The sequence below is a fragment of the Halanaerobium saccharolyticum genome, from assembly GCF_003259895.1.
Taxonomy (GTDB): domain Bacteria; phylum Bacillota; class Halanaerobiia; order Halanaerobiales; family Halanaerobiaceae; genus Halanaerobium; species Halanaerobium saccharolyticum_A.
Genome location: NZ_QLME01000002.1, coordinates 42,085 through 68,744, shown reverse-complemented (window position 1 = coordinate 68,744; position 26,660 = coordinate 42,085). Strand labels below are relative to the sequence as shown.

The 26,660-nt window shown below is 34.2% G+C and carries 25 protein-coding genes and 2 pseudogenes; 3 read left to right on the top strand and 24 right to left on the bottom strand.

Annotated features, from left to right (window positions below; translation table 11 throughout):
* The 8 genes from C7958_RS01945 to C7958_RS01910 form a co-directional block, all read right to left on the bottom strand.
* A complete protein-coding gene (locus C7958_RS01945; protein WP_111570989.1) occupies positions 1-255 on the bottom strand; it encodes a DUF3343 domain-containing protein in 255 nt (84 codons plus the stop codon).
* A 101-nt stretch (positions 256-356) separates the two neighbouring features.
* Positions 357-1,121, bottom strand: coding sequence for an acyl-CoA dehydratase activase (locus tag C7958_RS01940; RefSeq protein ID WP_111570988.1), 765 nt, complete (start codon positions 1,119-1,121; stop codon positions 357-359).
* 12 nt (positions 1,122-1,133) lie between these two features.
* The gene (locus C7958_RS01935) at positions 1,134-2,285 is read right to left on the bottom strand and encodes a double-cubane-cluster-containing anaerobic reductase (RefSeq protein WP_111570987.1); all 1,152 of its coding nucleotides are present in this window, start codon (positions 2,283-2,285) and stop codon (positions 1,134-1,136) included.
* Positions 2,286-2,382: 97 nt separating this feature from the next.
* Entirely contained in the window at positions 2,383-3,198 is an 816-nt protein-coding gene (locus C7958_RS01930; RefSeq protein WP_111570986.1) for a DUF169 domain-containing protein, read from the bottom strand.
* Positions 3,199-3,337: 139 nt separating this feature from the next.
* Positions 3,338-4,294, bottom strand: a complete 957-nt coding sequence (locus C7958_RS01925; RefSeq protein ID WP_111570985.1) for a TDT family transporter — start codon at positions 4,292-4,294, stop codon at positions 3,338-3,340.
* 38 nt (positions 4,295-4,332) lie between these two features.
* Entirely contained in the window at positions 4,333-4,794 is a 462-nt protein-coding gene (locus C7958_RS01920; RefSeq protein ID WP_111570984.1) for a C-GCAxxG-C-C family protein, read from the bottom strand.
* 91 nt (positions 4,795-4,885) lie between these two features.
* Entirely contained in the window at positions 4,886-5,425 is a 540-nt protein-coding gene (locus C7958_RS01915; RefSeq protein ID WP_111570983.1) for a CD3072 family TudS-related putative desulfidase, read from the bottom strand.
* Positions 5,425-6,006: a CD3073 family putative ECF transporter S component gene (locus C7958_RS01910; RefSeq protein WP_111570982.1), complete on the bottom strand. Its 582-nt coding sequence runs from the start codon at positions 6,004-6,006 to the stop codon at positions 5,425-5,427. Before C7958_RS01910 ends, C7958_RS01915 begins: the two co-directional genes overlap by 1 nt.
* A gap of 349 nt (positions 6,007-6,355) precedes the next feature.
* Between C7958_RS01910 and C7958_RS01905 the strand changes: the two genes are divergently transcribed.
* Positions 6,356-7,504, top strand: a complete 1,149-nt coding sequence (locus tag C7958_RS01905) for an aminotransferase class V-fold PLP-dependent enzyme (RefSeq protein ID WP_111570981.1) — start codon at positions 6,356-6,358, stop codon at positions 7,502-7,504.
* Here the strand turns inward: C7958_RS01905 and C7958_RS01900 are convergent.
* From C7958_RS01900 to C7958_RS01870, 7 genes are all read right to left on the bottom strand, one after another.
* Entirely contained in the window at positions 7,499-8,389 is an 891-nt protein-coding gene (locus C7958_RS01900; RefSeq protein WP_111570980.1) for a selenium metabolism-associated LysR family transcriptional regulator, read from the bottom strand. The genes C7958_RS01905 and C7958_RS01900 overlap by 6 nt on opposite strands.
* Positions 8,390-8,460: 71 nt before the next feature.
* Positions 8,461-10,752 carry an efflux RND transporter permease subunit gene (locus C7958_RS01895; RefSeq protein WP_111570979.1) on the bottom strand — a complete coding sequence of 764 codons (2,292 nt, stop codon included), beginning with the start codon at positions 10,750-10,752 and terminating at the stop codon, positions 8,461-8,463.
* A 17-nt stretch (positions 10,753-10,769) separates the two neighbouring features.
* Entirely contained in the window at positions 10,770-11,864 is a 1,095-nt protein-coding gene (locus C7958_RS01890; RefSeq protein ID WP_111570978.1) for a DUF1302 family protein, read from the bottom strand.
* A 38-nt stretch (positions 11,865-11,902) separates the two neighbouring features.
* Entirely contained in the window at positions 11,903-12,673 is a 771-nt protein-coding gene (locus tag C7958_RS01885; RefSeq protein WP_111570977.1) for an outer membrane lipoprotein-sorting protein, read from the bottom strand.
* Between the two features lie 16 nt (positions 12,674-12,689).
* A complete protein-coding gene (locus C7958_RS01880; RefSeq protein WP_111570976.1) occupies positions 12,690-13,280 on the bottom strand; it encodes a TetR/AcrR family transcriptional regulator in 591 nt (196 codons plus the stop codon).
* 172 nt (positions 13,281-13,452) lie between these two features.
* Complete coding sequence (locus C7958_RS01875; protein WP_111570975.1) at positions 13,453-14,037, bottom strand: HD-GYP domain-containing protein; 585 nt, start codon at positions 14,035-14,037, stop codon at positions 13,453-13,455.
* Positions 14,015-15,007, bottom strand: a complete 993-nt coding sequence (locus tag C7958_RS01870) for a GGDEF domain-containing protein (protein ID WP_111570974.1) — start codon at positions 15,005-15,007, stop codon at positions 14,015-14,017. Before C7958_RS01870 ends, C7958_RS01875 begins: the two co-directional genes overlap by 23 nt.
* Before the next feature lie 197 nt (positions 15,008-15,204).
* Between C7958_RS01870 and C7958_RS01865 the strand changes: the two genes are divergently transcribed.
* Positions 15,205-16,350 carry a PQQ-dependent sugar dehydrogenase gene (locus tag C7958_RS01865; protein WP_111570973.1) on the top strand — a complete coding sequence of 382 codons (1,146 nt, stop codon included), beginning with the start codon at positions 15,205-15,207 and terminating at the stop codon, positions 16,348-16,350.
* A 13-nt stretch (positions 16,351-16,363) separates the two neighbouring features.
* Here C7958_RS01865 and C7958_RS01860 read toward each other — a convergent pair whose 3' ends face one another.
* The 3 genes and pseudogenes from C7958_RS01860 to C7958_RS16055 all read right to left on the bottom strand — a co-directional run.
* The gene (locus C7958_RS01860; protein ID WP_111570972.1) at positions 16,364-17,560 is read right to left on the bottom strand and encodes a YibE/F family protein; all 1,197 of its coding nucleotides are present in this window, start codon (positions 17,558-17,560) and stop codon (positions 16,364-16,366) included.
* Between the two features lie 99 nt (positions 17,561-17,659).
* Complete coding sequence (locus tag C7958_RS01855) at positions 17,660-18,523, bottom strand: alkaline phosphatase (protein ID WP_347877259.1); 864 nt, start codon at positions 18,521-18,523, stop codon at positions 17,660-17,662.
* A gap of 156 nt (positions 18,524-18,679) precedes the next feature.
* Positions 18,680-18,965: pseudogene (locus tag C7958_RS16055) on the bottom strand (alkaline phosphatase); the annotation flags it as partial.
* Between the two features lie 491 nt (positions 18,966-19,456).
* On the opposite strand from C7958_RS16055, the gene C7958_RS01845 reads away from it, so the two are divergent.
* Positions 19,457-20,593, top strand: a complete 1,137-nt coding sequence (locus C7958_RS01845; RefSeq protein ID WP_243834217.1) for a hypothetical protein — start codon at positions 19,457-19,459, stop codon at positions 20,591-20,593.
* Positions 20,594-20,644: 51 nt separating this feature from the next.
* Here C7958_RS01845 and C7958_RS01840 read toward each other — a convergent pair whose 3' ends face one another.
* The 6 genes and pseudogenes from C7958_RS01840 to C7958_RS16045 form a co-directional block, all read right to left on the bottom strand.
* Positions 20,645-22,345 (bottom strand): AAA family ATPase, encoded by a 1,701-nt coding sequence (locus C7958_RS01840; protein ID WP_111570968.1) that lies wholly within the window; start codon positions 22,343-22,345, stop codon positions 20,645-20,647.
* Between the two features lie 119 nt (positions 22,346-22,464).
* A complete protein-coding gene (locus C7958_RS16195; RefSeq protein ID WP_446189079.1) occupies positions 22,465-22,851 on the bottom strand; it encodes an alpha-amylase family glycosyl hydrolase in 387 nt (128 codons plus the stop codon).
* Positions 22,841-23,410: pseudogene (locus C7958_RS15855) on the bottom strand (alpha-amylase family glycosyl hydrolase); the annotation flags it as partial. The pseudogene C7958_RS15855 and the gene C7958_RS16195, both read right to left, overlap by 11 nt.
* Before the next feature lie 44 nt (positions 23,411-23,454).
* The gene (locus C7958_RS01825; protein ID WP_111570965.1) at positions 23,455-24,696 is read right to left on the bottom strand and encodes an anaerobic sulfatase maturase; all 1,242 of its coding nucleotides are present in this window, start codon (positions 24,694-24,696) and stop codon (positions 23,455-23,457) included.
* 55 nt (positions 24,697-24,751) lie between these two features.
* Positions 24,752-26,407 carry a SulP family inorganic anion transporter gene (locus C7958_RS01820; RefSeq protein ID WP_243834215.1) on the bottom strand — a complete coding sequence of 552 codons (1,656 nt, stop codon included), beginning with the start codon at positions 26,405-26,407 and terminating at the stop codon, positions 24,752-24,754.
* Between the two features lie 36 nt (positions 26,408-26,443).
* On the bottom strand, positions 26,444-26,629 hold the full coding sequence (locus C7958_RS16045) for an RNA polymerase factor sigma-54 (protein WP_111570964.1): 186 nt from the start codon (positions 26,627-26,629) through the stop codon (positions 26,444-26,446).
* Positions 26,630-26,660: the final 31 nt, after the last annotated feature.

The window sequence follows — 26,660 nt, the reverse complement described above, 5'->3', positions numbered from 1 at the left end:
TTATTCAAAAATTTTTTTGAAGTTTTCTCCCTTGATTTGGTATATATCTTCATATTCTATTTCACTATCATTACAAATTTCCTTAACTTTTTCTAAATCTTGAGCATTAATTCTTCCAGATAAACCGCAGGAAGAACTAATCTGCCTGGGAACTGGAATGATTTTTACATTTATTTCACTATTTTTTAACTCACGTTCAAATTCTAAAGCCAGATGAGTTGAATAAAAAGTAAATATTATGTTATACTCTTTCAAAATTTTTGCTCCTTTATCATAAATTTAATCTCTTAAAACTACAAATAATTATAACTAAAAAAGTTAATATCTTGAGTTTTGCATCATCTTACTTATCTTACTTAGTCAATATCTTTTGAGATTAAAGCTGCCCCAATAGCACCAGCAAACTGAGAATCTGAGTAACTAAAGACTTCTGTCTGCAGCTTTTTACTAAGTTCACTTCTGATAACTTCACTTTGAGCCAGCCCCCCTGTAAAAAGAACATCCTCTTGGAAAGTGATTTTACTCAACAAAATATTGATTCTATTTATAATCGAATCAATAATCCCCCCAGCTATTTCACTTTTGCTGACACCAGCAGCTAAGAGAGAAATTATTTCTGATTCTGCAAAAACAGCACACATACTGCTAATCTTAGCTTTTTTCTCATTTTTTATTATATTGTCTAGATTATCAATTTGTTCTTCCAGAGAATTAATTGTCATCTCTAAAAATTTACCTGTCCCGGCAGCACATTTATCATTCATCACAAAATCAATGACATCACCATAATCATTTAAAGATATTACTTTGCTATCCTGACCACCTATATCAATAATAGTTCTAATATTATTGTTTAGATAATATCCGCCTTTACCGTGGCAAGTTATTTCTGTCACAGTTTTATCAGCAAATTGCTGGGAAACTCGTCCATAGCCAGTAGCTACAACTCCTTCTATGTCTTTAGCTTTCAAATCATTAGCTTCTAATAAGTAATTAAGCGTCTGCTCTCCGCTTCTTTGAGGATTCCAGCCTGTAGGTAATAGTTTTTTATCTACAATCTGATCTTTAAAAAGAACTCCCTTACAGCCAACTGAACCAATATCAATACCAATATAATACATTTTGTAGCTCCTTTACAGCATTTCTAAAAAGGCAGTTAAGCGAGTTCCCAATTGACCCTTATCTGATTCCGAATAATCAGTTTCAATATTGATATAAGGAGTATTACATTCTTTCAGCTCGTCTTTAATTCTTTTTGTCTCAACATTATAAGTATGGCAGGCCTGCAAAATCATGTCTACAACTCCATCAACCTGGTACTCTTCTACCAATCTTTTTATTAGCTCCACCCGGTTATCATTAGGACTCATACAGGAACAAGGAGTATTTAAATATTTTTCTGCAATTGCATCGATTGGATTTTTGTCCTGATCTACATTCTCTTCATTAGGTTTTAAGCCAGTACAGTTTTCCAAACAAACTACTGAACCGCCATTATTTTCAATTGCTTCAATAACTTTTAGTGTAGCAGCACCCATTGGGCAGCCAGTAACTAAAATTCTCGGTGCATTTTCGCTGATTCTTTTTTCTCCCTGATTATACTTAGCTAAAACTTTTTCAGTAATTGCTTTTGTCCTCTTATTTGCAATTTCTTTATCAAAGGTATAGTTAGATCTATTTAAAACTTTAAAAATTTCAGTTCCATAAATCGGAGCAGGATTCAATTTTGCCAGTTCATAAAATTCTTTTAAGGTATTTCTTTCCTCATTTTTGATTTTTATTTCTTTTTCTAAACGCTCTTCAGTAATTTCTGTCCCAAATTTTTCTTCTAATCTTTCCTTTAATAATACTACTTCATTTTTCCAAAAATCAAAATCAGCTTCTCGATGAGATGATTGAGGCAGCTGCATAACATGAACAGGAGTAACTTCGTCTAAGTATTCATACATTTTTTTCTTGCCATCACAAGTTGTTTCACCAACAATAATATCTGCAAAATGAAAATAGGGACATTTATCAGTAATTGCAAAACCATAGCTTGATTTGATCAGAGGACATAAATTTCTGGGTAAATCTTTTTCTGCCTCATCAATAGTGTCATTGCTGGTGCTACAAAGAGTTACCGGCACTGCATCAGCAGCACTTATCACCTCATATGGAGTAAAAACACAATAGGTACCTACAACATTTTTACCTTCTTTTTCTACCAGATTTTTCATTGCAACTGGACCGTGTCCTTTTAACTCTCCATCTAGATCGTTGAATATTTTTTCTATACTCTGCATAATTATTCCCTCCAATTTTTTTACCTTTAAAAGCAATATTCTGAGCTTAACAGTCTAAAATCTAAAAAAATAAACGAGCTAGTTAAATATGACTTAATCATTTCAAAAATAAATCTAAATCATATCTGCGTAATTTATCACCATAATTATTATTATAAGTTACACCCACATCAGTAATCTTATTAGTTTTTAGTTTCTTTTCAATCAGTTTCTTGTTCTGATTATTCTCCACCGGAGTAACTGTTGAACAGAGACCTGCTACCATCTGTCTAAATATATTTAAAGTAATACCAATTCCTACTTCATTCTGATCAAAACCACTTTTTCTGGCTCCTGCACAAAGAAGTGAAAAACTAATGTTATCAGTTTCGTAAGGATAAGCAGTACATTCAGAACAAATTGCCTGATTACCCATCATTTTAAAAGCTGAATAGGGGCCACAATTGTAAGTATAACCTTGAACTAATCTCATTGCATTAAATGGATTAGTAATAATTATTACAATCTCGGGTTTTAAACTAAATGCTTCTAAAGGTTTAACTTGAACACCATAAACACTATGATTACAGATTGTTATTTTATCTGTAGCTTCTTTAGCAGTAGCTAAATCCTGATACAAACCACAACCATCATAATATGCTCCTGATTTATATCCCTCATCTATATCTACTATTCCTAAAGCTCTAGCTCCTGCAAAACAACCAAAATTATCAAAATTAGACTTAATATCCTTTCCATTTGATGCTTCTTTTACCATTCGGCAGTAGGACATTTTTTTCTTAGAATGAGTAGCAGCAGCTTTATCAAATTCATTTTCGTTATAAATAAATTTCACTCCAACTATTTTTCGTTTAACTTCTAAAACAGAATTTACTCGTGCTGTAAGCTCTGAATAATCTATATTATTTACCATTAAGTCAAACCCCTTCTAAGTCATTTTATGTTATACTAGCAATTGAAACATACCCTTTTAGTTTTTCATTTAAAGAATCGAAAACTTTTTTCTATACTCTGCAAAAATTATTTTTCTCAGTAAAATTATTTTTTTATTACTAACAGCTTTTTTGTTCTACTTCAACAGTCATATTCCCATTCTTATAGTTTTGATAAAAAAAGCTGCTGTATTTAATAAAAACAAATAAAACTATAACAATTGCCAGCAGTTCAGTTAATCTTGCTGGATATTTAAGCCAGTTCAATGCTGGATTAGTGCCCCAAAATTTCACGGCCATTTTTAGACCGATTGCACTTATAACATAGGGAAAAGTAAAAGCTGAAAAACTAGGGTAAAACCCAACTTTAAGCATTTTCGGCAAATAAATTGTTACCCCGATTAACATAATTAAGGTCAAGATAGTAAGTAAACCAGGCATAAGAATATTTTTTTCAGGAAATGAGCTCAGATAACCTGCCAGACAGAGTCCAGCTGGAGCTGTAAAAATAGCAATGGTTGGCAGAGCAGGATCTTTTATTCCTTTAACCCAGAAAACACGATAAATAACTACTGGTAAAAGTACCAGATAAGCAGCAAAACCAAAATAAAAAATCCCCTGACCCAATTTCAAATTATTGAAAGCAGGTGCAGTTACACTGGCAACCACTAATCCTACATAAACAATAAAATAACTGGCAAACACCTGTTGAATTTTAAAATTAAAGATAAAACGAATTGTAAACCAGATAACCCAAACTGTATGTAGGATAATAGCGGAATACCAGATAGAAGAAGCCAAATTTGGAGTTATACTTAATAAATAAGTAGCAAGAATCATTAAAGCCATGAAAAAAGTAGGAGTAACACTTGCTATAACTGGATTTCTTAAATCAGGTCCAAGACTATCCCTGGCTATTAAGAAACGTCCAATTAAAAATAATGCAGTTAAAACTGATAAAATTCCCGCCAGATACCGGTAATAGATATTATAATCTGCTACTAAATTACCTAATCCCGCCAGTCCAAGCATCAGGCCGGCAATCGGAATAGGAGTTTTTTTAATTAAACTCTGCATAATAAGATTCTCCTTCTAAAATTCTATTTGTTTTAAAATTATTCAACTATTCCATCTTCAATAAATCTCTGCATTACCCAGGCTGCAACTTCACCGGAAATTTGAATACAGTGAGCTGCTCTTTCTGGGCTGCCAAAATCATCAAAATCTTTAGTCAGGACTCGACAGCAAGTTGAACCATAAGTTTCTTTTATGTAATCATGTAAAGCTGCATTTGCAGGAAAACACTTTTCTGGCATTTCTGCTCCTGGCTCAGTTCTACCATATTTTAAACCAAGAGCCATAACTCCACCACTGACTGCCCCACATAAACATTTTGATTTACCAATTCCAATTGGGAAACCAGAAGCTAATTTAACAATTTCTGGATCCACCTCTTCACCTAATAATTCATTAATTGCTGTCAAAACCGCTTCAGAACAATAGAATTCTCCTCTACGAAAATAGCCTTCAGCCCGTTCTCTTGCCTCATTAACTAATTCCTGTTGTTTGTTATTCATTAATAATCTCTCCTTAATATTTAAATTGTTTATTTAAAATAATTTTTGTTTATAAACATAATCTTAAATTTCTATTTTTCCTTATCCTTCATTACAACTGTTCAATTTTTTCTCTGGCTAAAAACGGATTTTCTTCATCAACTGCAATTAATGGAATTTCAATCTCTTTTGCTTTCAAGATTTTTTTTATTACTTCAATAAATATCCCAGCTTCATTAATTATTTTCAAACTCATCAGTTCATCCGGTTTAAGATCAGCTACCTCACCTTGCCAGCAGGCAGAGCAGGTTTTATTAACCCCACAGCTCGGACTGCCGTCAATACCAATTAAAGCTTTAATTTCATAACCAACTGCCCGATAATCAATTATCTGATCTAAATATGGCTGAAAAATTTCTCGACAGTGTCTCCTATAATAGGGGGTATCAAACTGTTCTTTTACATGTCCCCAACGCTTAATTCCATATAAAGTCAATTCAGGACAGGGGAGCTGAATAATTCCGAATTTTTTCTCTAACAATAAAGATAATATTTTCTGGATTTCTTCCTGTTTTTTAACAAGACCAGCTACTTTAGAATTGCTGTTTAGAAGACAATGTGCAACCAAAACAAGTTTTTTGCTTCTTTCCATTAATTGTCACCCGCATAAACTTTTTTTGGAGCCCCGAAACGGCTCCTAATCTTAGCTGATAAACGCCTGATTACAAAAGCTACAAATAAACAACTGGCAACTTTATCTACCAGATTCCCGGTGATTCGGGAAATAAAAGCAGCTTCAAAAATATTCTGAGTAGAATTCAACAACCAGGCAAAAACAAAGTCAATTCCACCTCCGGTTACTCCCCCAAATAACCAGACTACAATTGGAGTTCCAATTAAGGGTGCTACAATAGCCAGGATCAATCCAGTTAGCAAGGCAATCCAATAATCAAAACCATAACGTCTAGCAATAAGTCCAACTACAATTCCAATTACAATATTAACTAGAGCAAAGGGGATATTAGCTGGATTTGTGATCATGCCCTGAATCAAATTAGTTAATCCTCCGGCCATTGCTCCATAAACAGGTCCCAGTACTGCTGCTACAAAAATAGTTCCTACTGTATCAAGAAAAAGCAAAGGGATTTTGAGCATTGCTACTGTTGTACCTAAAACAAGATTAACTACAATTCCTAAAGCGGCCATAGTAAGTGCTAACGATTTATTATTCATTTTTACCTCCAAATTTCAATTCTAATATTATAATCATTTCAATTTATAAAATTTAAATCTATTTTACTTAAATATTTTTGATTATAATTTAAATTCACCCAGAAACTAATTAAATATCCAATCTATTAATATAGATCATTATAGTCTGAGTCAAAATATAATCATGATTATTCTTTATTTCACAATTATTATAGCACAAATTATTTTATATATAAAGCATTTTTATAATATTTATAATTTTTTATTATATTTCTTGATTAATCATTTAATTAAGTCTATAATGAAATCAATAAATTTCGTATCACAATTTAAATTTGAAGCTAATATAACAAAAGGAGGGAACATATTTATGGGAAAAATATATCTTGATAATGCAGCTACAAGCAGAAATAAACCGGAGACAGTTAAAAAAGCAATACTAAACTATTATGAAAATATTGGCTGCAGCCCTGGGCGCGGTGGTTATGAGGACTCTCTTCAAGCAGGACGGTTGATTATTGAAGCACGAAAGACAATAGCTGACCTTTTTAATATTGATGATTTAAAACAAATTATCTTTACACACAATATAACCTATGCCTTAAATATTGGAATTAAAGGTATTTTAAAAAAAAGAGATCATGTCATAACTTCAACTATGGAACATAATTCTGTTTTAAGACCTTTAAATAGCCTTGAAAAAAAAGGAATTATTAATGTTGATTACATAAAATGTGATGAAAAAGGAAGGTTAGATCCAGAAAAAGTTGAAGCAGCTATTAATAAAAATACTAAACTAATCATCTTAACACATGCTTCAAATGTAAGCGGTGCCCTTATGCCTGTTAAGGAAGTCGGAGAAGTTGCAAGTAAAAATAATATTTATTTTATGATCGACACTGCCCAGACTGCCGGAATTTATGATATTAACTTTAAAAGATTAAAAGTAGATTTTCTGGCATTTACGGGTCATAAGGCACTAATGGGACCTACCGGCACTGGTGGTTTTGCAGTGAGCAAAAAAATGGCTGCAGAGATGGAACCCTTAATTGAAGGGGGAACTGGCAGCAAGTCTGATCAAGAAGAACAGCCAGACTTTCTACCAGATAAATTTGAAAGTGGAACAATGAATACTATGGGAATAAGCGGTCTAAAAGCAGGCATAGAGTTTATTAAAAAAATAGGTATTAAAAAAATAAGAGAACATGAACATCAGTTAGGGAAAGTCTTTTTAGAAGGTCTAAATAAAATAGCTGAAATAAAAATAATTGGCCCTGGTAACCTTAGAGAACAAATACCAACATTTTCTATAACAGGCGGCGCAAAAGATTTAGGTCAATTAAGTTTTGAATTAGATGATAAATATAATATTATGACAAGATCCGGGCTACACTGTGCACCTTTTGCTCATAAAACATTAGGTACCTATCCAGAAGGAAGTCTGCGCTTCAGCATTGGCTATTTTAATACTCTTCCGGAAATAGAATTTACTTTAGATGTTCTAAAAAATATTTTATAAAATATTTTTAGCAGCTTCAATAAAAGAATTTATTAAAAAATCATCATGACGGTTTTTATTATAGGATAAATAAAATTTACGCTCATATGCAGCGTCTGCAACTTTTATTTCAGTAACTCCTCTACAAATAGCAGCTTTTTTAGCTGCTATTTCTGAAATAAAAGAAATTCCCAGTCCGGATTCAACACCAGAAATTATTGCCTCGGTACTTCCCAGCTGACTTATAACATTAAAATCATCTAATTTTAAATCAGCTTCTTTAAATGCTGAAATGGTAGCCTTTCTAGTTCCAGATCCTTCCTCCCTTAGCAAAAAGTTTTGATTTTGAAGATCAGCTAAAAATATTTTTTCTTTATTATTTAAAGAATGATTTAATGGTGCTATCAAACTCAAATTGTCACTACAAAGCTCAACTGATTTAAATTTATTATTTTGAGGTTTATATCCAACTACTATCAAATCAACCTCACTATTTTCCAATAAATTAATCATCGATCTGCTGTCACCAACTGAAACTTCTGTTTTTAAAACTTCAATATTATTATTTAAGGCTGAAATTATATCTGGTAATAAATATACAGAAGGAATAGTGCTGGAAGCTATTTTTAGATTCTTTGTCTGTATATTTTTTTTGCCTTCAACCCTCTGTTTTAAATACTCCCATCTTTTAACAATCTTTTTGCCTTCCTGATATACAATTTTCCCAGCAGGACTAAGTTTTATCTGACTATTTTCCTTATAAAATAATTCTGTGTCAAAAAATTCTTCAAGGGACTTAATCTGCATACTTACTGCTGGTTGGCTCAATTCAAACTTTTCGGCTGTTAGTGAGTAACTTTCCAAATCAACTAAAGTTATAAAAATTTTAATTCTCTCTATTTTCATTTTATCATTCCTTTTTTTGTTTTTAGGTACCAGGTACCAGAAATCGTTTTAGGTACCTGGTACCTGTGAATTTATTCCAAAAATTCAGGCTCAAAAACTAGAACTAAAGCTGGAAGTATCAGCAAAGCCCCAATTAAACAGGTAGCAATAGATACTGTTACTAGAAAAGCAAAGAATTTAACCGGTAAAAATCCAGAAACAAAAAGTACCGAAAATCCAACTATTACCGAAAGAGCGTTAAAAGTGATTCCCCGGCCTGAAGTTGTAAGAGTTTCGAGAAGTGCTTCTTCTTGATCTAGATTTCTTCTTTCCTCCCGGTAGCGCCAGAGAAAGTGAATTGTATAATCAACTCCGACCCCGATCATTATCGAAGAAAGCATAGTGGTAATCATATCGAGTTTAATATTTAAAAAGCCCATCAGCGAAAACAATGAAACTAAAGCTGTTACCAGCGGAACTGCAGCATAAAAACCAGCTGTAAAAGATTTAAATAACAGCATAACTACAGCTGCAACCAGAATTATTGAAAGAAAAAGACTGACCACCTGACCCCGGACAACAGCATTCACCAGTTCAGACAGCAGATCCCCAAATCCACCTATCAGAGGAAAGGTATTCTTTTCGTAATTTTGGGCTTCATTTTCAATTTTATCTAACACTCCCCTGATTTGATCAGTGCTGTTAGTTTTTATGCGGACTGTTATCAGAGCGTTTTCTTCCCTAAAATCAATTATTTTATCAAGGTCACCTGACATCGAAAAAAGAAGTAAATACTGAGATAAAGCAGAGTCGGCTTCTGGAATTCTTTCAAATTCTTGCTGGCCGTTATGGAGTTCTCTATTCATAGTCCTGATAATTGTGGAAACTGCATTTACTTCTCCTACATTCTCAAATTCTTCAATTGCCAGCTCAAAATCACTGATTTTCTGCATCATTTTAGACTGAGTAATATTACCTCTGGCAACTACAGAAATAGTATTTGCTCCACCAAAATTCTGATTAACTATCTCTGTTGCCCGCACAATCTCAGATTCTTCTTCATAAAAGTTAATTGGATTAGTGTCAACCTGCAGCCTCAGCATTCCAGCAGCAAGTGCCAGAATAATTAAACCACTAAAAATCAGAATCGTTTTAGCTTTTCTACCAACTAGATCTGCGATTTTAAACAATATCCGGTCTATAATTCCTTTTCTGCTAATTCCTTGATTATTTTCAGCACCGGACTTATATTTTTTCAGGGGAGTCTTAACTTTCAGCAGAGATAAAATCGCGGGAATAAATAAAAGACTGGCTAAAAGCGCAAAAGTAATTCCGGCACCTGCCAGCACTCCCAGTTCTCGAGCCGGGACAATAATATGACTGGAAAGGGAGAGCAGACCAACAACAGTTGTAATTCCTGCAGCAATTACAGGAGCTCCCAGCTTTAAAACAGAATTTCTGCTCAGCTGAACTGAATTTTTCTGCTCAACTGCCAGCTCCTGATAAGCTGCAATGATATGGATTCCATAATCATTGGTCACAGCAATTAAAATTACCGGTAAAATAACCGTCATCAGCTGAAACTTCCAGCCCAGGAGAGGAAGCAGAGATAAAGAAAAAATTATTGACATTACAACAACTGTAAATGGTAAAATAACACCGCGCAGCTGTTTGAAACAGAAAAAAAGAAAAATTAACATAATAACTAATCCCAGCGGCATTAAAAGCCTCATATCGTGCTGCATAATTTCTGCATTTAAGGCTCTTATGATTGGCAGACCAGACTTTAATATACTTTCTTCAGCTGAAAACTCTTCGTCTGCCTCTGCCAGAATAGCATTGATTTTTTGCTTAATTTCTGCATCATCAAAGTCTTCAGCCAGAATCACAGCAATATTGACCGCCTTAAAGTTTCGGGAAAAAACCGACCCCATTACCAGTTCACTTTCTGCAAGCCGCTCCCGCAAACTTTCTTTTTCAGTTTCATCTGCGGGAATAGTGTTGACAGCACTTTCTATCAGCAGTTCATCTTCTCTACCCTCAATAATATTTACTGTAAAGGGACTGTTTACCTTATCAACTTCGGCCAGTTTTTCTAACTCGTCAGAAATAAAGCGTAATTTTCTCAGCAGTTCAGCCTCCAGCACATCTTCTGCCTCTACTGTCAGCATAACCATTTCTGTACCACCAAAAATATTTTCAATCTCTTCTATTTTAGTTCTAGAAGGCATCGACTCCGGAATCTGACTTTTAATTGCTGTATCTACCTCTATCACCTGTAAATTATATAGTGAAAAAAGTGTAATTACAATAAAAATCAAAATTACTGGAAGCGGATGTTTAACTGCCAGAGAAGAAATTTTTTCTATTGTTTTTTGCAGCATTCAGATCAGCTCCTGTGCTAAAAGTATTTACTTAAAGAAAGATAAAGAAGTTCCTGACTTAACTGATTTAAACTGCTTTCCTTTTTCTGGTTAAGCTTAAGAACCGCTCCAGTTTCTAAATCAAGGCCTTCATTTAAAGAAAAGATAAGGCTGGGTCTGACTACAGACATTCCTTTTTTGAGGTCAGAGATCAAATTAAGCTCCCAGTTATGAAAATATCCAAAAGGTTTTTCGGCCCTCAAAATTAGCAGCTGATTTGCTTTCGCCTGGACAGGAGGCAGCTGCTGATAATAATACTGACCCAGAAGATAAAGATTATTCTCAAATTTATAATCCAGACCGATGATTATTTCATTTGTATTTTCCAGCCTGGAATCCTGATAATCACTGTAGACAACCTCGGAAAAAAGCCCTATATTTTTACTGCTGAAATCTCCCTTAAAATCAAATCCAATTTTATTAACTTCCGGATAAAAATTTCTTCCCGCTGGAACCGACTGCAGACTATTGCCGCTGAAAACAGAAGCAGCAAAATCATAACCCTGCCAACGTCTGCGGATCAGCTGGACTGCAGATTGGAGCTCATCAATTTCTGCATGCTGAGTTAAAACTCCTGTCAGCTGCCAATTAAAATTAGGATAATAGTCGGCTCTGATCCCATCAACTGACTCCCTGCTTTCAAAAGGGTCAATTGCACCCTGATCAATTGGATTAAAATAATTAAGTGGATTAATATTATAGGAACTTCCCCAGCTAAAGTTCTGTCTTCCCAGCCTCCAGTCAACCCTGTCTGTATAATAATTTAAATAGGCTTCTTTAAATTCAAAATCAATTTCCCTTTCTTTTTGGTCCTGCTGATAATAGCTTTCTAAAGTTAAAGCGCCTTCTAAATAATAGTTTAAATTCGCACTCAAATCCTGCTGAAAGTCCAATTCCAGCAGGCTCTGATCCTGCCACCGTTCCGCTTCCTGTTCATAAATTACAGAAGTGCTCAATTCTCCGCTGGAGGAAGCTGCACTCAGATTAAATGTAAGGATAAGGCTTAAAATTAAAGTCAAAACTGGAATAGAAAGCAAATTATTTAGTTTGTTTTTTGGAATAATATTTTTCATTATTGCTTACCTCCTCTAAATTCTACAGACTAATTAACTTACTGGCGCTGGAGATAACGAGTTGTAAAAATATTAGGGTCGAGGTCTGGATCAAAATCTACTTCTAAAAGTTTTAGAATTGTTCTGCTTCCCCTTTGAACATTTTCTACCTCTATTCGGCGGGCCAGACGGTTACCATCAATTTCATCAAAGCTGCTTAGAGTAATAATCTTTAATAACTCTTCCTGCTGATCATAATAATCTATTTTCTCTGCCAGCCAGAGATCTTTTCTGACCCACATTTTACCATAGCTGTAGTCAATATCCGGATCAGTAATTTCCAGATGCAGTTCAATTGTTTCTTCAGTTTCTGATGTGATTTCTGCCTGATAATTATCTCTAAAATTAGCTCCACTAAAAATGCTGAGATCATTATAAGTTAAATCTGAGCCCACAAAATCACCATTTTTCTGGCTTCCCGAAATTTTCCGGACTGAACCCAGTGCCGGTAAATATAGATACATATCTTCCTGATTATTAGACTGATCATCCAGAAGCAAAAAGGCGGTGCCGCTGATATCAGCAGGTTCAGTAAACTGCATTAGAGATCTCTCAACTTCTCCTTCAAGTCGATAATTATTAAGTTCTCTGCTTCTCATATCACCAGAACTGCTGTATAATTCCATTTCCATCTTCATCTGATGACTGTTAGCCTGCCTGGAAGCTTCTACCTTTTCTAAAACCTGATCTCCATCTAATTCCTGAGCCAGACTGAATTGTGATATTAAAAAGAATAATATAAATAAGAAAATAGTAATTTTTTTAAGCATTTTTTTTGCCTCCTTCTTAATTGGCCTTAATATTTTCCCAGAAAAAGCTGATATGCCTTTGGGTAGCAGTTTTTAACTCCTCAAAACTATCCAGTTCAAAAAGTAGAAAGCGCAATCTGTAATAAATTAAATTCCCGACAAATTCTTCCGCTGTAAATTCTGGGTCTAAATAGCTTTTAATTTTTCCTTCTTCCTGCAGGTGGACAAAAAAAGCAGAGATTCTCTTAATGTTTGTCTCCATTCTACTCTGCAGTCTTTTTTTAACTATTGGATTATTATTTTCTTTAAGCATCATCTTTAAAAGTTTGACCTTCTTTTGATTCTGCATCTCTTTAATTACAATGCTGCCAAAATAATTGAGGAGTCCAAGTGGATCAACATCTGCTGCCATAAATTTAGCCTGAAATTCTGCTGATTCCAAATTCAGGGGTGCTAGATAATTAAAGAGGTCTGAAAAAATTTCCTCTTTGCCGCTGAAATGATTATAAATTGAGCTGCCCTTAATTCCAACTGCTTTAGCTATCTCCCGCATTGAAGTTCCATGGTAGCCATTTTCTGCAAATAATTCTAATGCCTCATTTAATATTTTTTCTCTAGTAGAAACCACTTCTTCACCTCCAGTTTAAAATCTTAGCTAATTATTAATTTATACCTATCATCTATCATACTTTAATTATAACTAACGATTGTTAGTTTGTCAATAAAAAAAGACAGTCTCACAAAAAAAGAAACTGCCACTTGATTTAAAATAACTGCTATGTACTGCATTTAAAACCTAATCAGCTGAAATTTATGTCAATAAATATTTTTACTAAAAGTGGATCAAACTGAATCCCGGAACTTACTGTTAACTCTTCGATAATTTCCTGATCACTCATTGCCTTTTTGTAACTTCGTCCATATTTCATTACATCATAGGCGTCAACCACGGCAATTATCCTGGCTGCCAGAGGTATATCTTCTCCTTTTAAAGCCAGAGGATAACCACTCCCATCCCACCACTCATGATGAGTTAGTATTCCTTCCGCTATATCGACCATATCTAAAGAAGTGTAGGCAATTTGAAAACCTGTGACCGGATGTTCTTTGATCTGCTGCCACTCACTTTCATTTAAAGGACCATCATTGAATAAAATATCATTAGAAATAACTATTTTTCCCAGGTCATGAAGCTCAGCCAGCAGCATCAGATCCTCCAGCTCGTCTTTTTCAAGCTCTAGTTCTTCTCCCAGTAACAAAGCGGGTATTTTTAAACGCTGGCTGTGCAAATATGTATTATAATCAGCTTCCTTAATCATCTTTTTCAAGAGACTGGAATAACTGTAATCAAAATTTATGTTTTTAGCATAACTCAAACTCTCCATTTGTCTTTTCCATCCTCCTGTCTTTAATAAAATTACTCCCCGACATTTCTTTTGCTTTTTTCTTTAATTCTGCAGCCCGGTCACTAATTTCTAGATGATTTTCTAACTTTCCATCACTATTCGAAACTATCGCAATTGAAATTGAAGTCAGAGGAGTATTAACTATCTGATGCTGCCGATCAAGACAAACTATATATCCCCTTAGTAAATCCTTGTTTTTAAAAAAATTAATAATTCCTCTGTCAAATTTCTCTATAATCAACTCTGCCAGATATTCATCATCTACAGCAGCAGTGATAATTACAAAATCATCTCCGCCAATATGTCCAACAAATGTATCTGTCATCATTTTTTGAGCACAGTTATTAAGTACTTCCGCAGTGTAATTAATAACCTCATCTCCTTTATGATAACCATAGCTGTCATTATAGGCTTTAAAATTATCAAGATCCAGATAAAGAACAGAAAACTTTTCTCCAATTTTTATCTTTTCTTTAATTTCGGACTCAATGGTTAAGTTACCCGGCAAACCAGTTAAAGGATTAGCATTTCTGGCAGTTTTAATCTTTAATTCTGAAACTTCTATTAATAAGTCTTTAATCGACATAATGCCGTAGTATTTATTGTTTTTAGTAATTATAATTGAATCATAAATTTTTTCCTGTGAACGCCTCATCGCTATTTTTGACACTTTAAGAACTGACTCATCAAAATCTATAATCAGCGGCTTACTATCCATAACTGCTTTTACATTTTTCTGCATATAAAGATTATAGCCAAATCTGCTGCCCAGGCGATAAAAAAGCTTATCTCTCATAACCAGACCGGCTGCCTTTTCAGCCTCTAGAACTACTATACTTTGAATATTTTTCAGATTAAAAATATCCACCAGATTTTTAGTTCGGACTGAAATTGGCACTGTCACTCCTCTATTTTCTCTACAAATATCCCCAATTTTAACTGGTTTCATTTATCTCACCTCCTTATATTTTCTTAAATAAATCATATCACCCTATTATTACGATAGTGTAAATTAGAAATTAACAGTCTGTAAATAATCTCCTGAAAATGTTAAACGCTTTTTAGAAATTAACTCCTATAAACAATATAATTATAAGTAGAAGAAATTTTGTATTGATAAATCACAAAAACCTGGAGGTAATAGATATGAAAAAGAAAGTGTTTTTTATAATCATAATTCTAATTCTCACTTTATCAGTGTCAGTACAGGCTCAAATTAGAGTTGGAGAATTTCCACAAAATGTAGAAACGGAATTCGTTCGGCAACCAGAAGCTATTAAAGTTGAAAGCTGGCTGGAAAATCTTGATGTTCCCTGGGAACTAGTTTTTCTGCCGGAAAGTAATCGAGCCTTAATTACCGAAAGAGATGGCAGAGTTCTGCTGGTTGAAGACGGCTCACTGCAGGATCAAAGTTACCTGGACTTAGACATTGATTCTCGGGGAGAGGGCGGTTTAATGGGAATGGCACATCACCCCGATTTTCCGGAAACCCCATATATTTATCTGATGTATACCTACACCAGCAGTAACGGTGAACTATATAACAGAGTTTCCAGATTTACTGATCAGGGTGATCAGGCAGTTGAAGAAGAAATTATCATCGATCAGATTCCAGCAGGAAACAACCATAATGGAGGCCGCATTGCTTTTGGACCCGATGAAATGCTCTATATTACAACTGGAGAAACCTTTACCCGTGAAATCGCTCAGGATTTAGACAATCTGGGAGGAAAAATTCTGCGCCTGACAGCTGCAGGAAATATTCCGGATGATAATCCATTTGGAAACTCCCCTGTCTACAGTTTGGGTCACCGCAATCCCCAGGGAATTGACTGGCATTCAGAAACAGAAGATCTCTTTATTTCTGACCATGGCCCTTCCGGTGAAGAAGGTTTAAGAGCAAAGGATCGAATCAAAGTTGTTGAAGCAGGAAGCAATTTTGGCTGGCCGGACAAAATTGGTTATTTTGAAGATGGAGAATATGCCAATCCACTCATTATGTGGGAAAACACTGTGCCACCTTCTGGAATGACTTTTTATCACGGAGATTTATATGTCGGAACTTTAGGCAGTGAGTCTCTAGTTAGAATTGGAATTAGCAGAGATAATGATAATTTTGAAGTTGATAAAATAGAACATCTATTCCGTGATGCCAATGGTTCTATTTACGGCAGGATTAGAACTGCTGTGGTTGGCCCGGATGGTTATCTTTACTTTCTAACTAATAATCGAGATGGCAGAGGTCGTCCACGCGAGAATGATGATAAGATTTTGAGATTTAAGATAGAATAAAAAATTCAGAGAATTATTTATGTTCAGGTGGATGCCAGTTTGAATATATTAAACCTCCAATTACTGCTGTTATTGGTGCAACAAGTACTAAACCAAAACTTCCAACTACAGTATTTAAAAATTCAGCTGAGACATATCTTAAGTTCATTATATTCATAGTTGGTGTCCCCTGAGCCATTAATACCAACAAAAGTGTTGTATAGCTTCCAGAGTACGCAAGTAACAGAGTAGTAGTCATAGTTCCAATTACAGCTCTACCGATATTAAAACCTGATTTGATATGCGGCCAGATTTTTATTGTTGGTCTATTCAACTTAATCTCAGCCATTGAAGCAGCTATATCCATTGCAATATCCATTACTGCTCCAGAACTGGCAATAAAAATACCTGCTAGAAATATTGAAGTCAGTTCCAGATGTTCATAACCTGAATAGAGTAAGGTTTCAGAAAATTCTTTAACACTTCCTTCAATTTTCATTAATTTACCAAAATAAAGAGCAAAAAAAGCAGTTAACGCTACTCCTGACATTGAACCCAGATAAGCAACTATTCCTCTTAGCGATATTCCTCCAATTAAAAATATGATCACAAAAGTTATCACACTTACTATAATAAAAGCAATTATTACAGGATTCCAGCCACCTAAAAATGCAGGCAGTAAAACTCTCCAGACCACAACACCTGTAAAAACAAAAGAAAGTGCAGCTTTTAAACCGGTAAGTCCAGCAAATATAATTAGTAATAAGGCAAAAATTAAAAGCAGTATTAATTCTATTTCTATTCGATAATGATCAACCGCTGTAGCACTAGAAATTCTATCATTTTCATCTTTTCTAAGTGTTATTAAAGCTTGATCTCCACTCTCAAAAACAGTGTCCAACTGCATTGCACCAGATAGATAATTTACAACCTTTATATTTTCTCCTTCATAAGATCCTGTTTCGATTTTTGCTTTAAAATATTGTTCTCCTGTCTTAACAATTCCAGATTGATGTAAATTAGAATTATCCACAGCTATAACACTTGCTTTTACCCGTACAGTATTATCGGCAGCTGCTATTTTAGGGGTGTCAGCTGAAGCTCCTAATATTAATTGTTTTAGGGGCAGAAAAAGTAATAAAACTATTGATATTATAACCAAAAGTACTAATATTAAATCGCCAGTTTCTAGATAATGTGATTTTTTAAAATCATTCCAACTAAATTTCATAACAATTCCCCCATTCTGATTAAAATAATAAGTATCCCGTATTAATAAAATACGGGATACTAAAAAAACATTCTAAATTATATTTTTTCTCTAATTTAATTAATTTATTAGATTGGCTGCCTGAACTAATTTATGATAAATATCAATATTATCATAATAACCATTAAAAAGTTCATGGTTTTTGCCCTGAGCATAGATTGGTGCCGGAACACCTGTATGACTATAACTTGTCCAGCTTAATCCTGCTCGATTATTTAAAATATGGGTTAAAGTAACAGTCAATGGCTCATAACCGCCATAAAGAATATATGATTCTTCGTCGTCTGATCTTTCTTTTTCCTCTTCTATAGTTCTGACAAATGCTCTTTCTAATAGTTCCTGTTCTCGTTCACTAAAGTTAGACAAGCCAAAATACTTTTCTATTTCAGTTTCAAGATCAGCAATATCTGCTGTTGCCTGGTCTACTGTATTTTTATAAGGCTTAAGTACATTATGATCAAACCACTCAAAGGATACAGTTTGGCCTGAAAATATTTCAAATGCCGAATCATAACCTGTTCCCGACCAGCCTAAAGTAAGTCCACCACACTCGTGGTCTCCAGTTACAACAATTAAAGTCTCATCTGGATGCTGATTATAAAATTTAACTGCCTCCAAAATTGCTTTATCAAAAGCTATCGTATCATATATATTAGTCACAGCATCATTAGCATGACCAGCCCAATCAATTTTCCCACCTTCTACCATCATAAAAAATCCATTGGCATTATCCAGAACTTCAATACCTTTACGGGTAAAGTCCGCTAAGTCTAAATCATCTTCCTGGCGATCTATCTCATATTCAAAAGCTCCACTCGCAAAACCGGCTTGATATGCAAAAACTGGCTTTGATTCTCCTTTTTTTAAACTTAAGAATTGAGCTGGATCTTTATCTGCATTGATAGTTAGCCAACCTTTTTCCATCATCAGCTCCGGAATAGTTAATTGTCCCTCTGGAGTTTTATCAACTCTAGGTTTACCACCGGCTATATAATCAAAACCAGAATCTGCCATCTGCTGACCAATTTTATAATATTCGCCTCGATCTGGAATATGGGCATAATAAGAGGCCGGGGTAGCATGATCAATAGTAACAGAAGAAACTATTCCTACCTTTTTCCCATTTTCTTTAGCCAATTCCGCAATAGTCTTAACAGCTTTACTTTCTGAATTTACTCCCACATATCCAATATTTGTCTTAATTCCTGAAGACATCGATGTCGCTGCAGCCGCAAAATCTATCTGCTGCATAGGTTGTCTGCATTCCCTGAGCCGGAAAAGTGGTGAAATTAAGTCTGTTCTGTCCAATTTCACCTTTCCTGGCAGACATAAAAGCCTCAGCAGCACTAATTTGAGAGTTAGCCATTCCATCACCAATAAACATAAATACGTATTTTGCCCCATCATCTGCAAAAGCAATAACAGCCGTAGATAAAATTAGTCCGATCATCAACACCGAAGTAAATAAAACTAATCTTTTTGTAAACTTCATTTAATTAATCTCCTCCTTAATATTTTATTGCAGATATATGTAATGACTTTTTAAAGTCTTTTTTTACTAAAAGAGGAATTACTCACAGCTGAATGCTTAACTTTTCACTTCTCATCTGTATTATAAACTATAATTATGAAGCTTAAGTTACAAAAAGATTAATTAAATGTAAAATTATTAGCTTTCATAAATAATTTTCTTAACTGATTAATCGGGTGGTTAGAAGAAAATATGAAGGCAGCTAGTTTTAAAATCTAGAATAACACAATAGGAGTGGTTTTAGACTGTAAAAATTAGTTAGAATTTAATCTTGATCTGAAATGTGATAAAATTAAAAAAGAGGAAATGATTTTAAGGGGGAATAAATGATGAAGTCTCAACTCAAAAAAGCAGTAGTTAATCATCAACAGGAAGAATTTGAAAAATATCTCAAAGAGTTAGAAACTGATAACAGTTTTTTTCTGGCCTCACTGATTGAAGATTTATTGCCGTTAATGCTGATGGAATGCAGCCTGCGTTATGGATCTTTTCATTTTGTTAAAATGAGTCTTTTTCTGAGGGAACTTTCACAGAAGAAATATTTTTCCAGAGAAGCAGAACTGGAGATTGCCAGGGTTGTGCTACTTGGATTATCCGAAAGACATTTTATTAATCTTGAAGCAGACAGCAACGGTTATAAGGAAAAAGAAGTTAACCAGAGGACTTATAGTAAACTGGGCGAGGAAATAAATAATGGAAACTCCCATAATGCATTTTATTATGCGCTTGGAATTCTGGAACATCAACCTGAGCAGCTAAAAGAATATCTTATAAACCTTGGTATGGAAAGAATTCCGGATAGTCTGGGCCACAGTGTAAGCTGTTTTTTCCCAGTTATGAGAGATTTAGTTAATCATCACAAAGATGTTTCAGCAACCGGTGTTTTAAGTTATATAATGTATCTCTGCCGCTACAGCTACCAGGGTAAATATAATTCTGATCAGCAAAAACGCCAAAAACCTTCTCAGGAAGAGTTAGAGGAATTAGGGCTAAAAGCCACCTCCGGCAGCGGCATAGTTAATCTGCACCATATGATAACCAATTATACCTTCTTTATGCTGGAAGACAGCTCATTTTATCAGCAGCTTCCACCCTACAGTATTCTAGAAAATTACTTTGGCAGTAAAAAAATTGAGCAAAAACGACTGGAACTTGCTGAAAACAATCAAGAAAAAACTCAAATCGCAGAAAATTATCAGCAGTTTAAAGATAATTTTTCTCTGAAAAGTTATCAGAAGGAACTGGATTTTCTCTTCTATAATCTTGCTGAGAATTATAAAGAAACTGTCAGTCATCTGCATCAACTGTTTGCTGAATATTATAATCCACACTGGAATCCACATTACTATACCGGCCTCTACTGTGCACTGGGACTTTATAAATCAGAAAAAATTAAAAATGATAAAGTTAAGAAAATGGCTGTGATTCAGGCAGTTGAATATTTTGCGAATAATGTGCTTTAAGATAATAAAAAGCCTTCTTTAACTTTAAAATAAGTTAAGAAGGCTTAAATTTTATTTAATTACTTTTACTGCAGCTGCATCCGTACCGGTAAAGACCAGCGCCCATTTTTTTAGATCTTTTCTATCTTTAAATTCTGCTGCTCTGCCGTAACGTTCCAACTGTTCCGAAGCCTCGTTTAATTTTTGTTCAACTAAAGCTTCTCCTTTTTCTCTGTAATCAGCAGCTTTGATATATTTAAGCTCTATTAGGGCATCAAAATTACCTTTTTTCTTATTTCTTCTCAACAAAGCTAAATCCAGATATCCTTCTTCTACCTCATACTCACTTTTGACTATCGAAAGTTGGGTCAGATTTAGATAAGAAAAAATTAAAATCTTAATATATTTTTCATCAAATTTAATATAATCCCTGTTAGAAAGTGCAGCCAGAGTAGCTTCGACTTTCTCAATAAACGGCTTGATATCTCCATTTTTTAGGATTTCTACGACTGACGCCTCAATTTCCAGGGAATCAAATAAAGTTTCTTCGCTGATTATGGAATTGAAATAATCAAAATAGATTTCCTTAACCGCATAATTGGGAACTCTAAAATAGATAAAGCCGTCTTCTTCCCGAGCAATGGTTAAAAATCCAAGGTAAAATAATAAAGACAAAAAATCCTTTTTGCTAAATCTCCGCTGCAGATTAAATTCTACTGTTACCTTACCCCTCTGATCATTCCCGGCCAGAATGTCTTCTAAGATTTCATAATTCTGTTTTCTATCTTTAAGACTGAAAAGATTCTGCAGTTTGGAATAATCACTGGAAATATTGCTGTCAATCAGCTCTGAAGGCTCAGTATTGTCAATTAAATATTCACTGACATAATATAAAAGCATATCTGTATTAAAAACTCGCTCATTAGCTCGATGTGTAAATAAATAGCCATCATAGTATTCTTTTAATCTCTGAAGCATTGAATCAAAATCATAGCCAGGCATAGTTTCTTTTATTAAATAGCGAGCTTCTTTTTCAGTAAAGCCCATCATTGTATTTAAATTGCTGTCCATAGTCTTATTTTTAGCTATGTTAAAACCACTGGTCATACTATCTAAAGTAATTGGACTGACACCGGTAACAAAAATTCGGGATATAATACCATCGGCTGTTGCTTCTTTTATAGCTTCAAAAAATATTCTAATAGATCCCGTTTGACCAACAATTTCCTGGAACTCATCTGGATCTTTTCCTAAAATATCATTGGCAAAATGATCATACTCATCTATTAATAAATAAATTTTTCTTTCCTGATGCCTAATTTTGTTAGCAATTTCCATATTAAAATCATGAATTATGCCGGCTGCTTCTTCAGACTCGGAAATATTTATATCAAAATCATATTTATCAACAAATGATTTAATGCCTTTTTTAACTTTTTGAGCAAATAGTCTCTTCATCTCAGACTTTGAATTGGTAGTAACACCAGAAAAATCAAATTTAAGTATATAATAGTTATTGGCAAGCTCGGTCGTGTTCTGGCCAATATATAAGTCTCCAAAAAGCCGATCAAAATTTTCTTTTTCCTGAATATCATAGTAATTCTCCAGGGTTGATAGAAAAAGTGTCTTGCCAAATCTTCTCGGTCTTAAGAAAAATATATATGGTTCACCATAACTTTCTAATGTCTCAATATATTTTGTTTTATCAATATAGATATAATTATCTTTTTGCAGACGCGAAAAACTACTGACTCCATATGGTATCCTGGCCATATTAAGCAGCCTCCTTTTTCTTTTTGCTTACTTTTATTATATATTATCGCCAGGGTAAATGAAAGTTAAAAGAAAAATGACTTTTGACCAATATTTTAAGATAAAAAGAGTACTTAACTTTATTCAACTTCCAGAACCAGGGTCTCAAAAGGTCTAAATATATAATTAATCTTACCTTGAGCTGCTTTTAACCTTCCTTCGCCGTCAGTATAATTGCTTAAAATTAACTTTCTTATTTGATAATTCAGTTCTAAATTAATTTTTTCACTTCTAAAATTGGCAATAACCAGTACTTTTTTCTCAGATCCGATTCTAAAATAGGCCATTGAATCCTGATTTTCCTCTAGCAGTTGCTGATAGCTTCCATCTATTAGAGTTTCTGCATAAATGCTTTCCTGGCGCAGTTTGATCAACTTCTGATAAAAATAAAATAACGAATCAGGATCAGCCAGTACTTTTTCGACATTAACTTCTTTATAATTGGGATTAACTTTAAGCCAGACCATCATCTTCATCAGGCTTTAAATCTTTGTACTCATTCTTTTTAATAAAACTAATTGCATCGACTCTAAAGCCTGCCAGACCTCTATCCAGCCACCAGTTAACCATTTTGTGTAATTCCTGTCTTAGCTCTTTATTCTCCCAGTTTAAATCCGGCTGTTCTTCAGCAAAAGTATGAAGATAATACTGACCAGTCTGCTGATCATAGCTCCCGGCAGAGCCGCCAAAAACAGAGCGCCAGTTTGTTGGGGGATTACTATTTTCTTTCGGATCTTTCCAGATATACCAGTCTCTCTTTTTTGCTTCAGCGATTAATTTTTCCATCTCAGCCGTTGTTCCAAACTCATCACCAATTGAATAATAATCATCTATATCATAGCCGTTATCCTTCATGGGGGAACTGTATACCGGACTGAGCCAGATAATATCAATTCCCAGCTTATTTAAATAATCAAACTTTTCTATTATACCAGGAACATCACCGATTCCATCTCTATTGCTGTCATTAAAGCTTTTAAGATAAACCTGATAAATCATTTTGTCATGCCACCACTTTTTTTCCATTTGTCAAGTGATTATTCAGATTTTTTGTTATTTGCATCATTTCTTTACAAACAGCACTTCTTATACTTCTTCCCACTTCCACAGGGACAGGGATCATTTCTGCCTGCATTCCATTTTTCCTGATATAGATTCTGCATTTCTTTTTTCATTACTGATGGTGATTTTCTCTGCTTGACCATCTGAGCTAACTTTTTCATAAAAGGATTAACATAGTTAAAAAACAACTTATAACCCTCACAGAGATAATTCAGCTTATAATCATCACCTGTATCAACTATTCTGTTTTTAGGACAACCTCCATTACAGAAAAATAAGTACTCACATTCCAAGCACTTTTTATTTAACTTTTTCTTTTTTGCTTTTCCAAATTGCTTTTGTTGTTCAGAATTCATCATCTCTAAAATACTTTTATCATTAATATTACCAAGTTTGAATTCTGACTCAACAAAATGATCACAGGCATATAGATCTCCATTATACTCCATTACTGGTCCTTTGCCACATTCCTCACTAAAAACACATAAGTTAGCTCCAAAACCAGCCCAGGCTGATAAAGCTTCTTCAAATATCTGGACATAAATATCTCCCAGATCATCAATCCATTCATTGAAAACTCCTATTAAAAATTTACCATATTCTTTTGAGCCCACCGAACGAGATATTATATTTCCATCCTGATCCTGCTCAACAATAGGGATAAACTGAATAAAATCAGTTCCAATTTCTTTAAAAAATTGATAAACTTCTTTCGGGTTTTTAGTGTTCAGATCATTTACTACTGCTAAAATATTATATACCACTTCATATTCTTTCAGCTTTTCAATTCCTGCCATTACTTTTTGATGAGTGCCCTTACTCTCTTTATCTTTTCTGTATCTATTATGCAGCTCTGCTGGGCCATCAAGACTTACTCCAACTAAAAAGTTGTTCTCTTTTAAAAACTCAGCCCACTGGTCATCTATTAAAACTGCATTGGTCTGGATTGAGTTTTCTATTTTCCAACTATCTGGAGCATATTTCTTTTGTAACTCAACTGCTTTTTTGAAGAAATCTAGCCCTCTTAAGGTAGGTTCTCCTCCCTGCCAACCAAAATTAACTACCGGACCGGCCTGAGCTTCTATATATTGTTTGATATATTCCTCCAAAGTTCCTTCTGACATCTGAAAATCGCTTTTTTCCGGATAAAGTTCTGTCTTTTTTAGGTAATAGCAGTATTCACAGTCTAAGTTGCAGACCGGACCTGCTGGAAAAGCCATTAGATTGAAATGTTGTTTTTTCACTTTCATAAAAATCAAACTCCCATAATTGTCTTTCATTATTTAACTACATATATTTATTCTTTTAATTATTAGAATAATTTAAAGCTTTATTGGTGGCTGCAAAATATTCAGTCTCTGGCAAATAAATATTATTTTCGCCAACTTTATCAGCCAGACCAATCTTCCTAAACATCTTAAGAATCTTTTCATTGACTCCGGTAAGCATTACCTCACCACCACTGGCCTGAACCTGATCAATAAATTCTTCTAAAACTCCAATGATTGTGATGTCAATTCTCCTTACATTGCGAAAACGAATAATAAAATCTGTGTCTTTAGCAAAAAATTCTTCCAGCTGATCTTTTAAATCATCAGCAGCACTAAAATGAACAGCTCCTTTGAGGTCGACTACTCTTGCCTGTTTAGCAGAAATCTCAGATTCATCTGCTTCCTCATGATGAGCATGGTGGAGATGATATCCCTGATCTCCTTCTTTTTTATCATAATAGAGCATTTCGATATCTGCTTTTTTAGAAATCTGTAAAACAACAACCAGTGAGACCATAACTCCAAAATAGATTGCCTGGTCAAGGTTGGGCAGTACAATTGTGGCGGTAAAAGTTGACCAGAAAATTAAAGCATCTCCTTTGGTGGTTTTCATATTTTTAATAACTTCTTTAAAATCCGCAATTCCCGCTGCAGCAGCGATAACCAGACCAGCCAGCACAGCTACTGGAATGTAGGCTAAAAGTGGTCTAAAAAACAAAATAAAAATTATAATCGAAAGGGCACAGAAAAACTGAGAGATTCTGTGTCTGGCGCCAGCGCTTAAGTTAGCAAAGGTGTTGGAAAAAGAAGCTGAAATAGCAAAGGCACTAAAAAATGAAATAACCATATTGCTGATTCCCTGGCTTCTAAATTCTCGGTCAAAATCAGGTTCCTCATCAGTTTTTAAAGAAATTGCCTGGAGGACAGCCATTGTCTGGATCAGTCCTAAAAGAGCTATTGAAAAAGCCTTGCTATAAAGCTGACCGACTAGATGCCAGTCAAAGTTAATTAAATTAAAATCAATAATTCTTTTTGGAATTTCTCCAACTAAAGAAATTGAACTGTTAAGCCCACTTACTGCCGTAAAGATTGTCATAATAATAACTGTCAGCAGATATTCAGGCAGCTCTTTTTTGATTTGTGGAATTAGGTAGATTAAAATTAGAGTTAAAAATCCAACTCCGAGATTAATAAAATTAATCTGTTCTAAATTTTTAATAAACCGCCAGCCTTTGGTGATGACATTTGAGCCTGAAACGTTGACTCCGGTAAAATTTTCGATCTGGGAAAAAAGAATTAAAACAGCAGCTCCATGGGAAAGAGCAACAATTACTGGATGGGATACATATTTGATTAATTCGCTTAAATTAAAACTGACGAGTAAAAATTGAAAGAGTCCGATTAAAAATGTAGTTAAAAATATAGTCTGCAGATAATTTTCACCCTGGAAATTACTTAAACTACTAAACAGAGCAACGGCCATCATATTCGTTGGTCCGACAATCACATATGATGAGAAATTAAAAATAGAGGCAGTAAGCATCGAAAAAATGGAGGCATAAATTCCATAAATTGGATTTATGCCAAGGATCAAAGCATAGGCCATGTTTTGGGGTAGAGCAATTGTAGCAGTTGTCAGCCCGCTTATCATATCATTTTTATAATTATTAAATATATTTTTTAAAATCAAAGCATTTATGCTCCCTTATATTCTGAATTATAAATTTTATGCTTTTCTATTTCTAGAATTATTGAGACCAATCTTTTTTTTATATTTAGCTGTGGTTGCCCTACTAACGGTGGATTCGTGCATTCCGAGCTTTTGAGGTATTTCCTTCATAGTCATAATATAAATATGTTTTAGACCTTTATCAAAAAAATATTTTTGTTTATCTACAATAGCTTTTGCTATTTTTTAGTATTTAATTTATCTTTTTTTTGGG

What these genes read in the sequence shown, in the direction of transcription:
- C7958_RS01940 (WP_111570988.1), bottom strand. Translation starts at nt 1,121, where the DNA reads ATGTATTATATTGGTATTGATATTGGTTCAGTTGGCTGTAAGGGAGTT.
- C7958_RS01935 (WP_111570987.1), bottom strand. Translation starts at nt 2,285, where the DNA reads ATGCAGAGTATAGAAAAAATATTCAACGATCTAGATGGAGAGTTAAAA.
- C7958_RS01930 (WP_111570986.1), bottom strand. Translation starts at nt 3,198, where the DNA reads ATGGTAAATAATATAGATTATTCAGAGCTTACAGCACGAGTAAATTCT.
- C7958_RS01925 (WP_111570985.1), bottom strand. Translation starts at nt 4,294, where the DNA reads ATGCAGAGTTTAATTAAAAAAACTCCTATTCCGATTGCCGGCCTGATG.
- C7958_RS01920 (WP_111570984.1), bottom strand. Translation starts at nt 4,794, where the DNA reads ATGAATAACAAACAACAGGAATTAGTTAATGAGGCAAGAGAACGGGCT.
- C7958_RS01915 (WP_111570983.1), bottom strand. Translation starts at nt 5,425, where the DNA reads ATGGAAAGAAGCAAAAAACTTGTTTTGGTTGCACATTGTCTTCTAAAC.
- C7958_RS01910 (WP_111570982.1), bottom strand. Translation starts at nt 6,006, where the DNA reads ATGAATAATAAATCGTTAGCACTTACTATGGCCGCTTTAGGAATTGTA.
- C7958_RS01905 (WP_111570981.1), top strand. Translation starts at nt 6,356, where the DNA reads ATGGGAAAAATATATCTTGATAATGCAGCTACAAGCAGAAATAAACCG.
- C7958_RS01900 (WP_111570980.1), bottom strand. Translation starts at nt 8,389, where the DNA reads ATGAAAATAGAGAGAATTAAAATTTTTATAACTTTAGTTGATTTGGAA.
- C7958_RS01895 (WP_111570979.1), bottom strand. Translation starts at nt 10,752, where the DNA reads ATGCTGCAAAAAACAATAGAAAAAATTTCTTCTCTGGCAGTTAAACAT.
- C7958_RS01890 (WP_111570978.1), bottom strand. Translation starts at nt 11,864, where the DNA reads ATGAAAAATATTATTCCAAAAAACAAACTAAATAATTTGCTTTCTATT.
- C7958_RS01885 (WP_111570977.1), bottom strand. Translation starts at nt 12,673, where the DNA reads ATGCTTAAAAAAATTACTATTTTCTTATTTATATTATTCTTTTTAATA.
- C7958_RS01875 (WP_111570975.1), bottom strand. Translation starts at nt 14,037, where the DNA reads ATGGAGAGTTTGAGTTATGCTAAAAACATAAATTTTGATTACAGTTAT.
- C7958_RS01870 (WP_111570974.1), bottom strand. Translation starts at nt 15,007, where the DNA reads ATGAAACCAGTTAAAATTGGGGATATTTGTAGAGAAAATAGAGGAGTG.
- C7958_RS01865 (WP_111570973.1), top strand. Translation starts at nt 15,205, where the DNA reads ATGAAAAAGAAAGTGTTTTTTATAATCATAATTCTAATTCTCACTTTA.
- C7958_RS01860 (WP_111570972.1), bottom strand. Translation starts at nt 17,560, where the DNA reads ATGAAATTTAGTTGGAATGATTTTAAAAAATCACATTATCTAGAAACT.
- C7958_RS01855 (WP_347877259.1), bottom strand. Translation starts at nt 18,523, where the DNA reads ATGGAAAAAGGTTGGCTAACTATCAATGCAGATAAAGATCCAGCTCAA.
- C7958_RS01845 (WP_243834217.1), top strand. Translation starts at nt 19,457, where the DNA reads ATGATGAAGTCTCAACTCAAAAAAGCAGTAGTTAATCATCAACAGGAA.
- C7958_RS01840 (WP_111570968.1), bottom strand. Translation starts at nt 22,345, where the DNA reads ATGGCCAGGATACCATATGGAGTCAGTAGTTTTTCGCGTCTGCAAAAA.
- C7958_RS16195 (WP_446189079.1), bottom strand. Translation starts at nt 22,851, where the DNA reads ATGGTCTGGCTTAAAGTTAATCCCAATTATAAAGAAGTTAATGTCGAA.
- C7958_RS01825 (WP_111570965.1), bottom strand. Translation starts at nt 24,696, where the DNA reads ATGAAAGTGAAAAAACAACATTTCAATCTAATGGCTTTTCCAGCAGGT.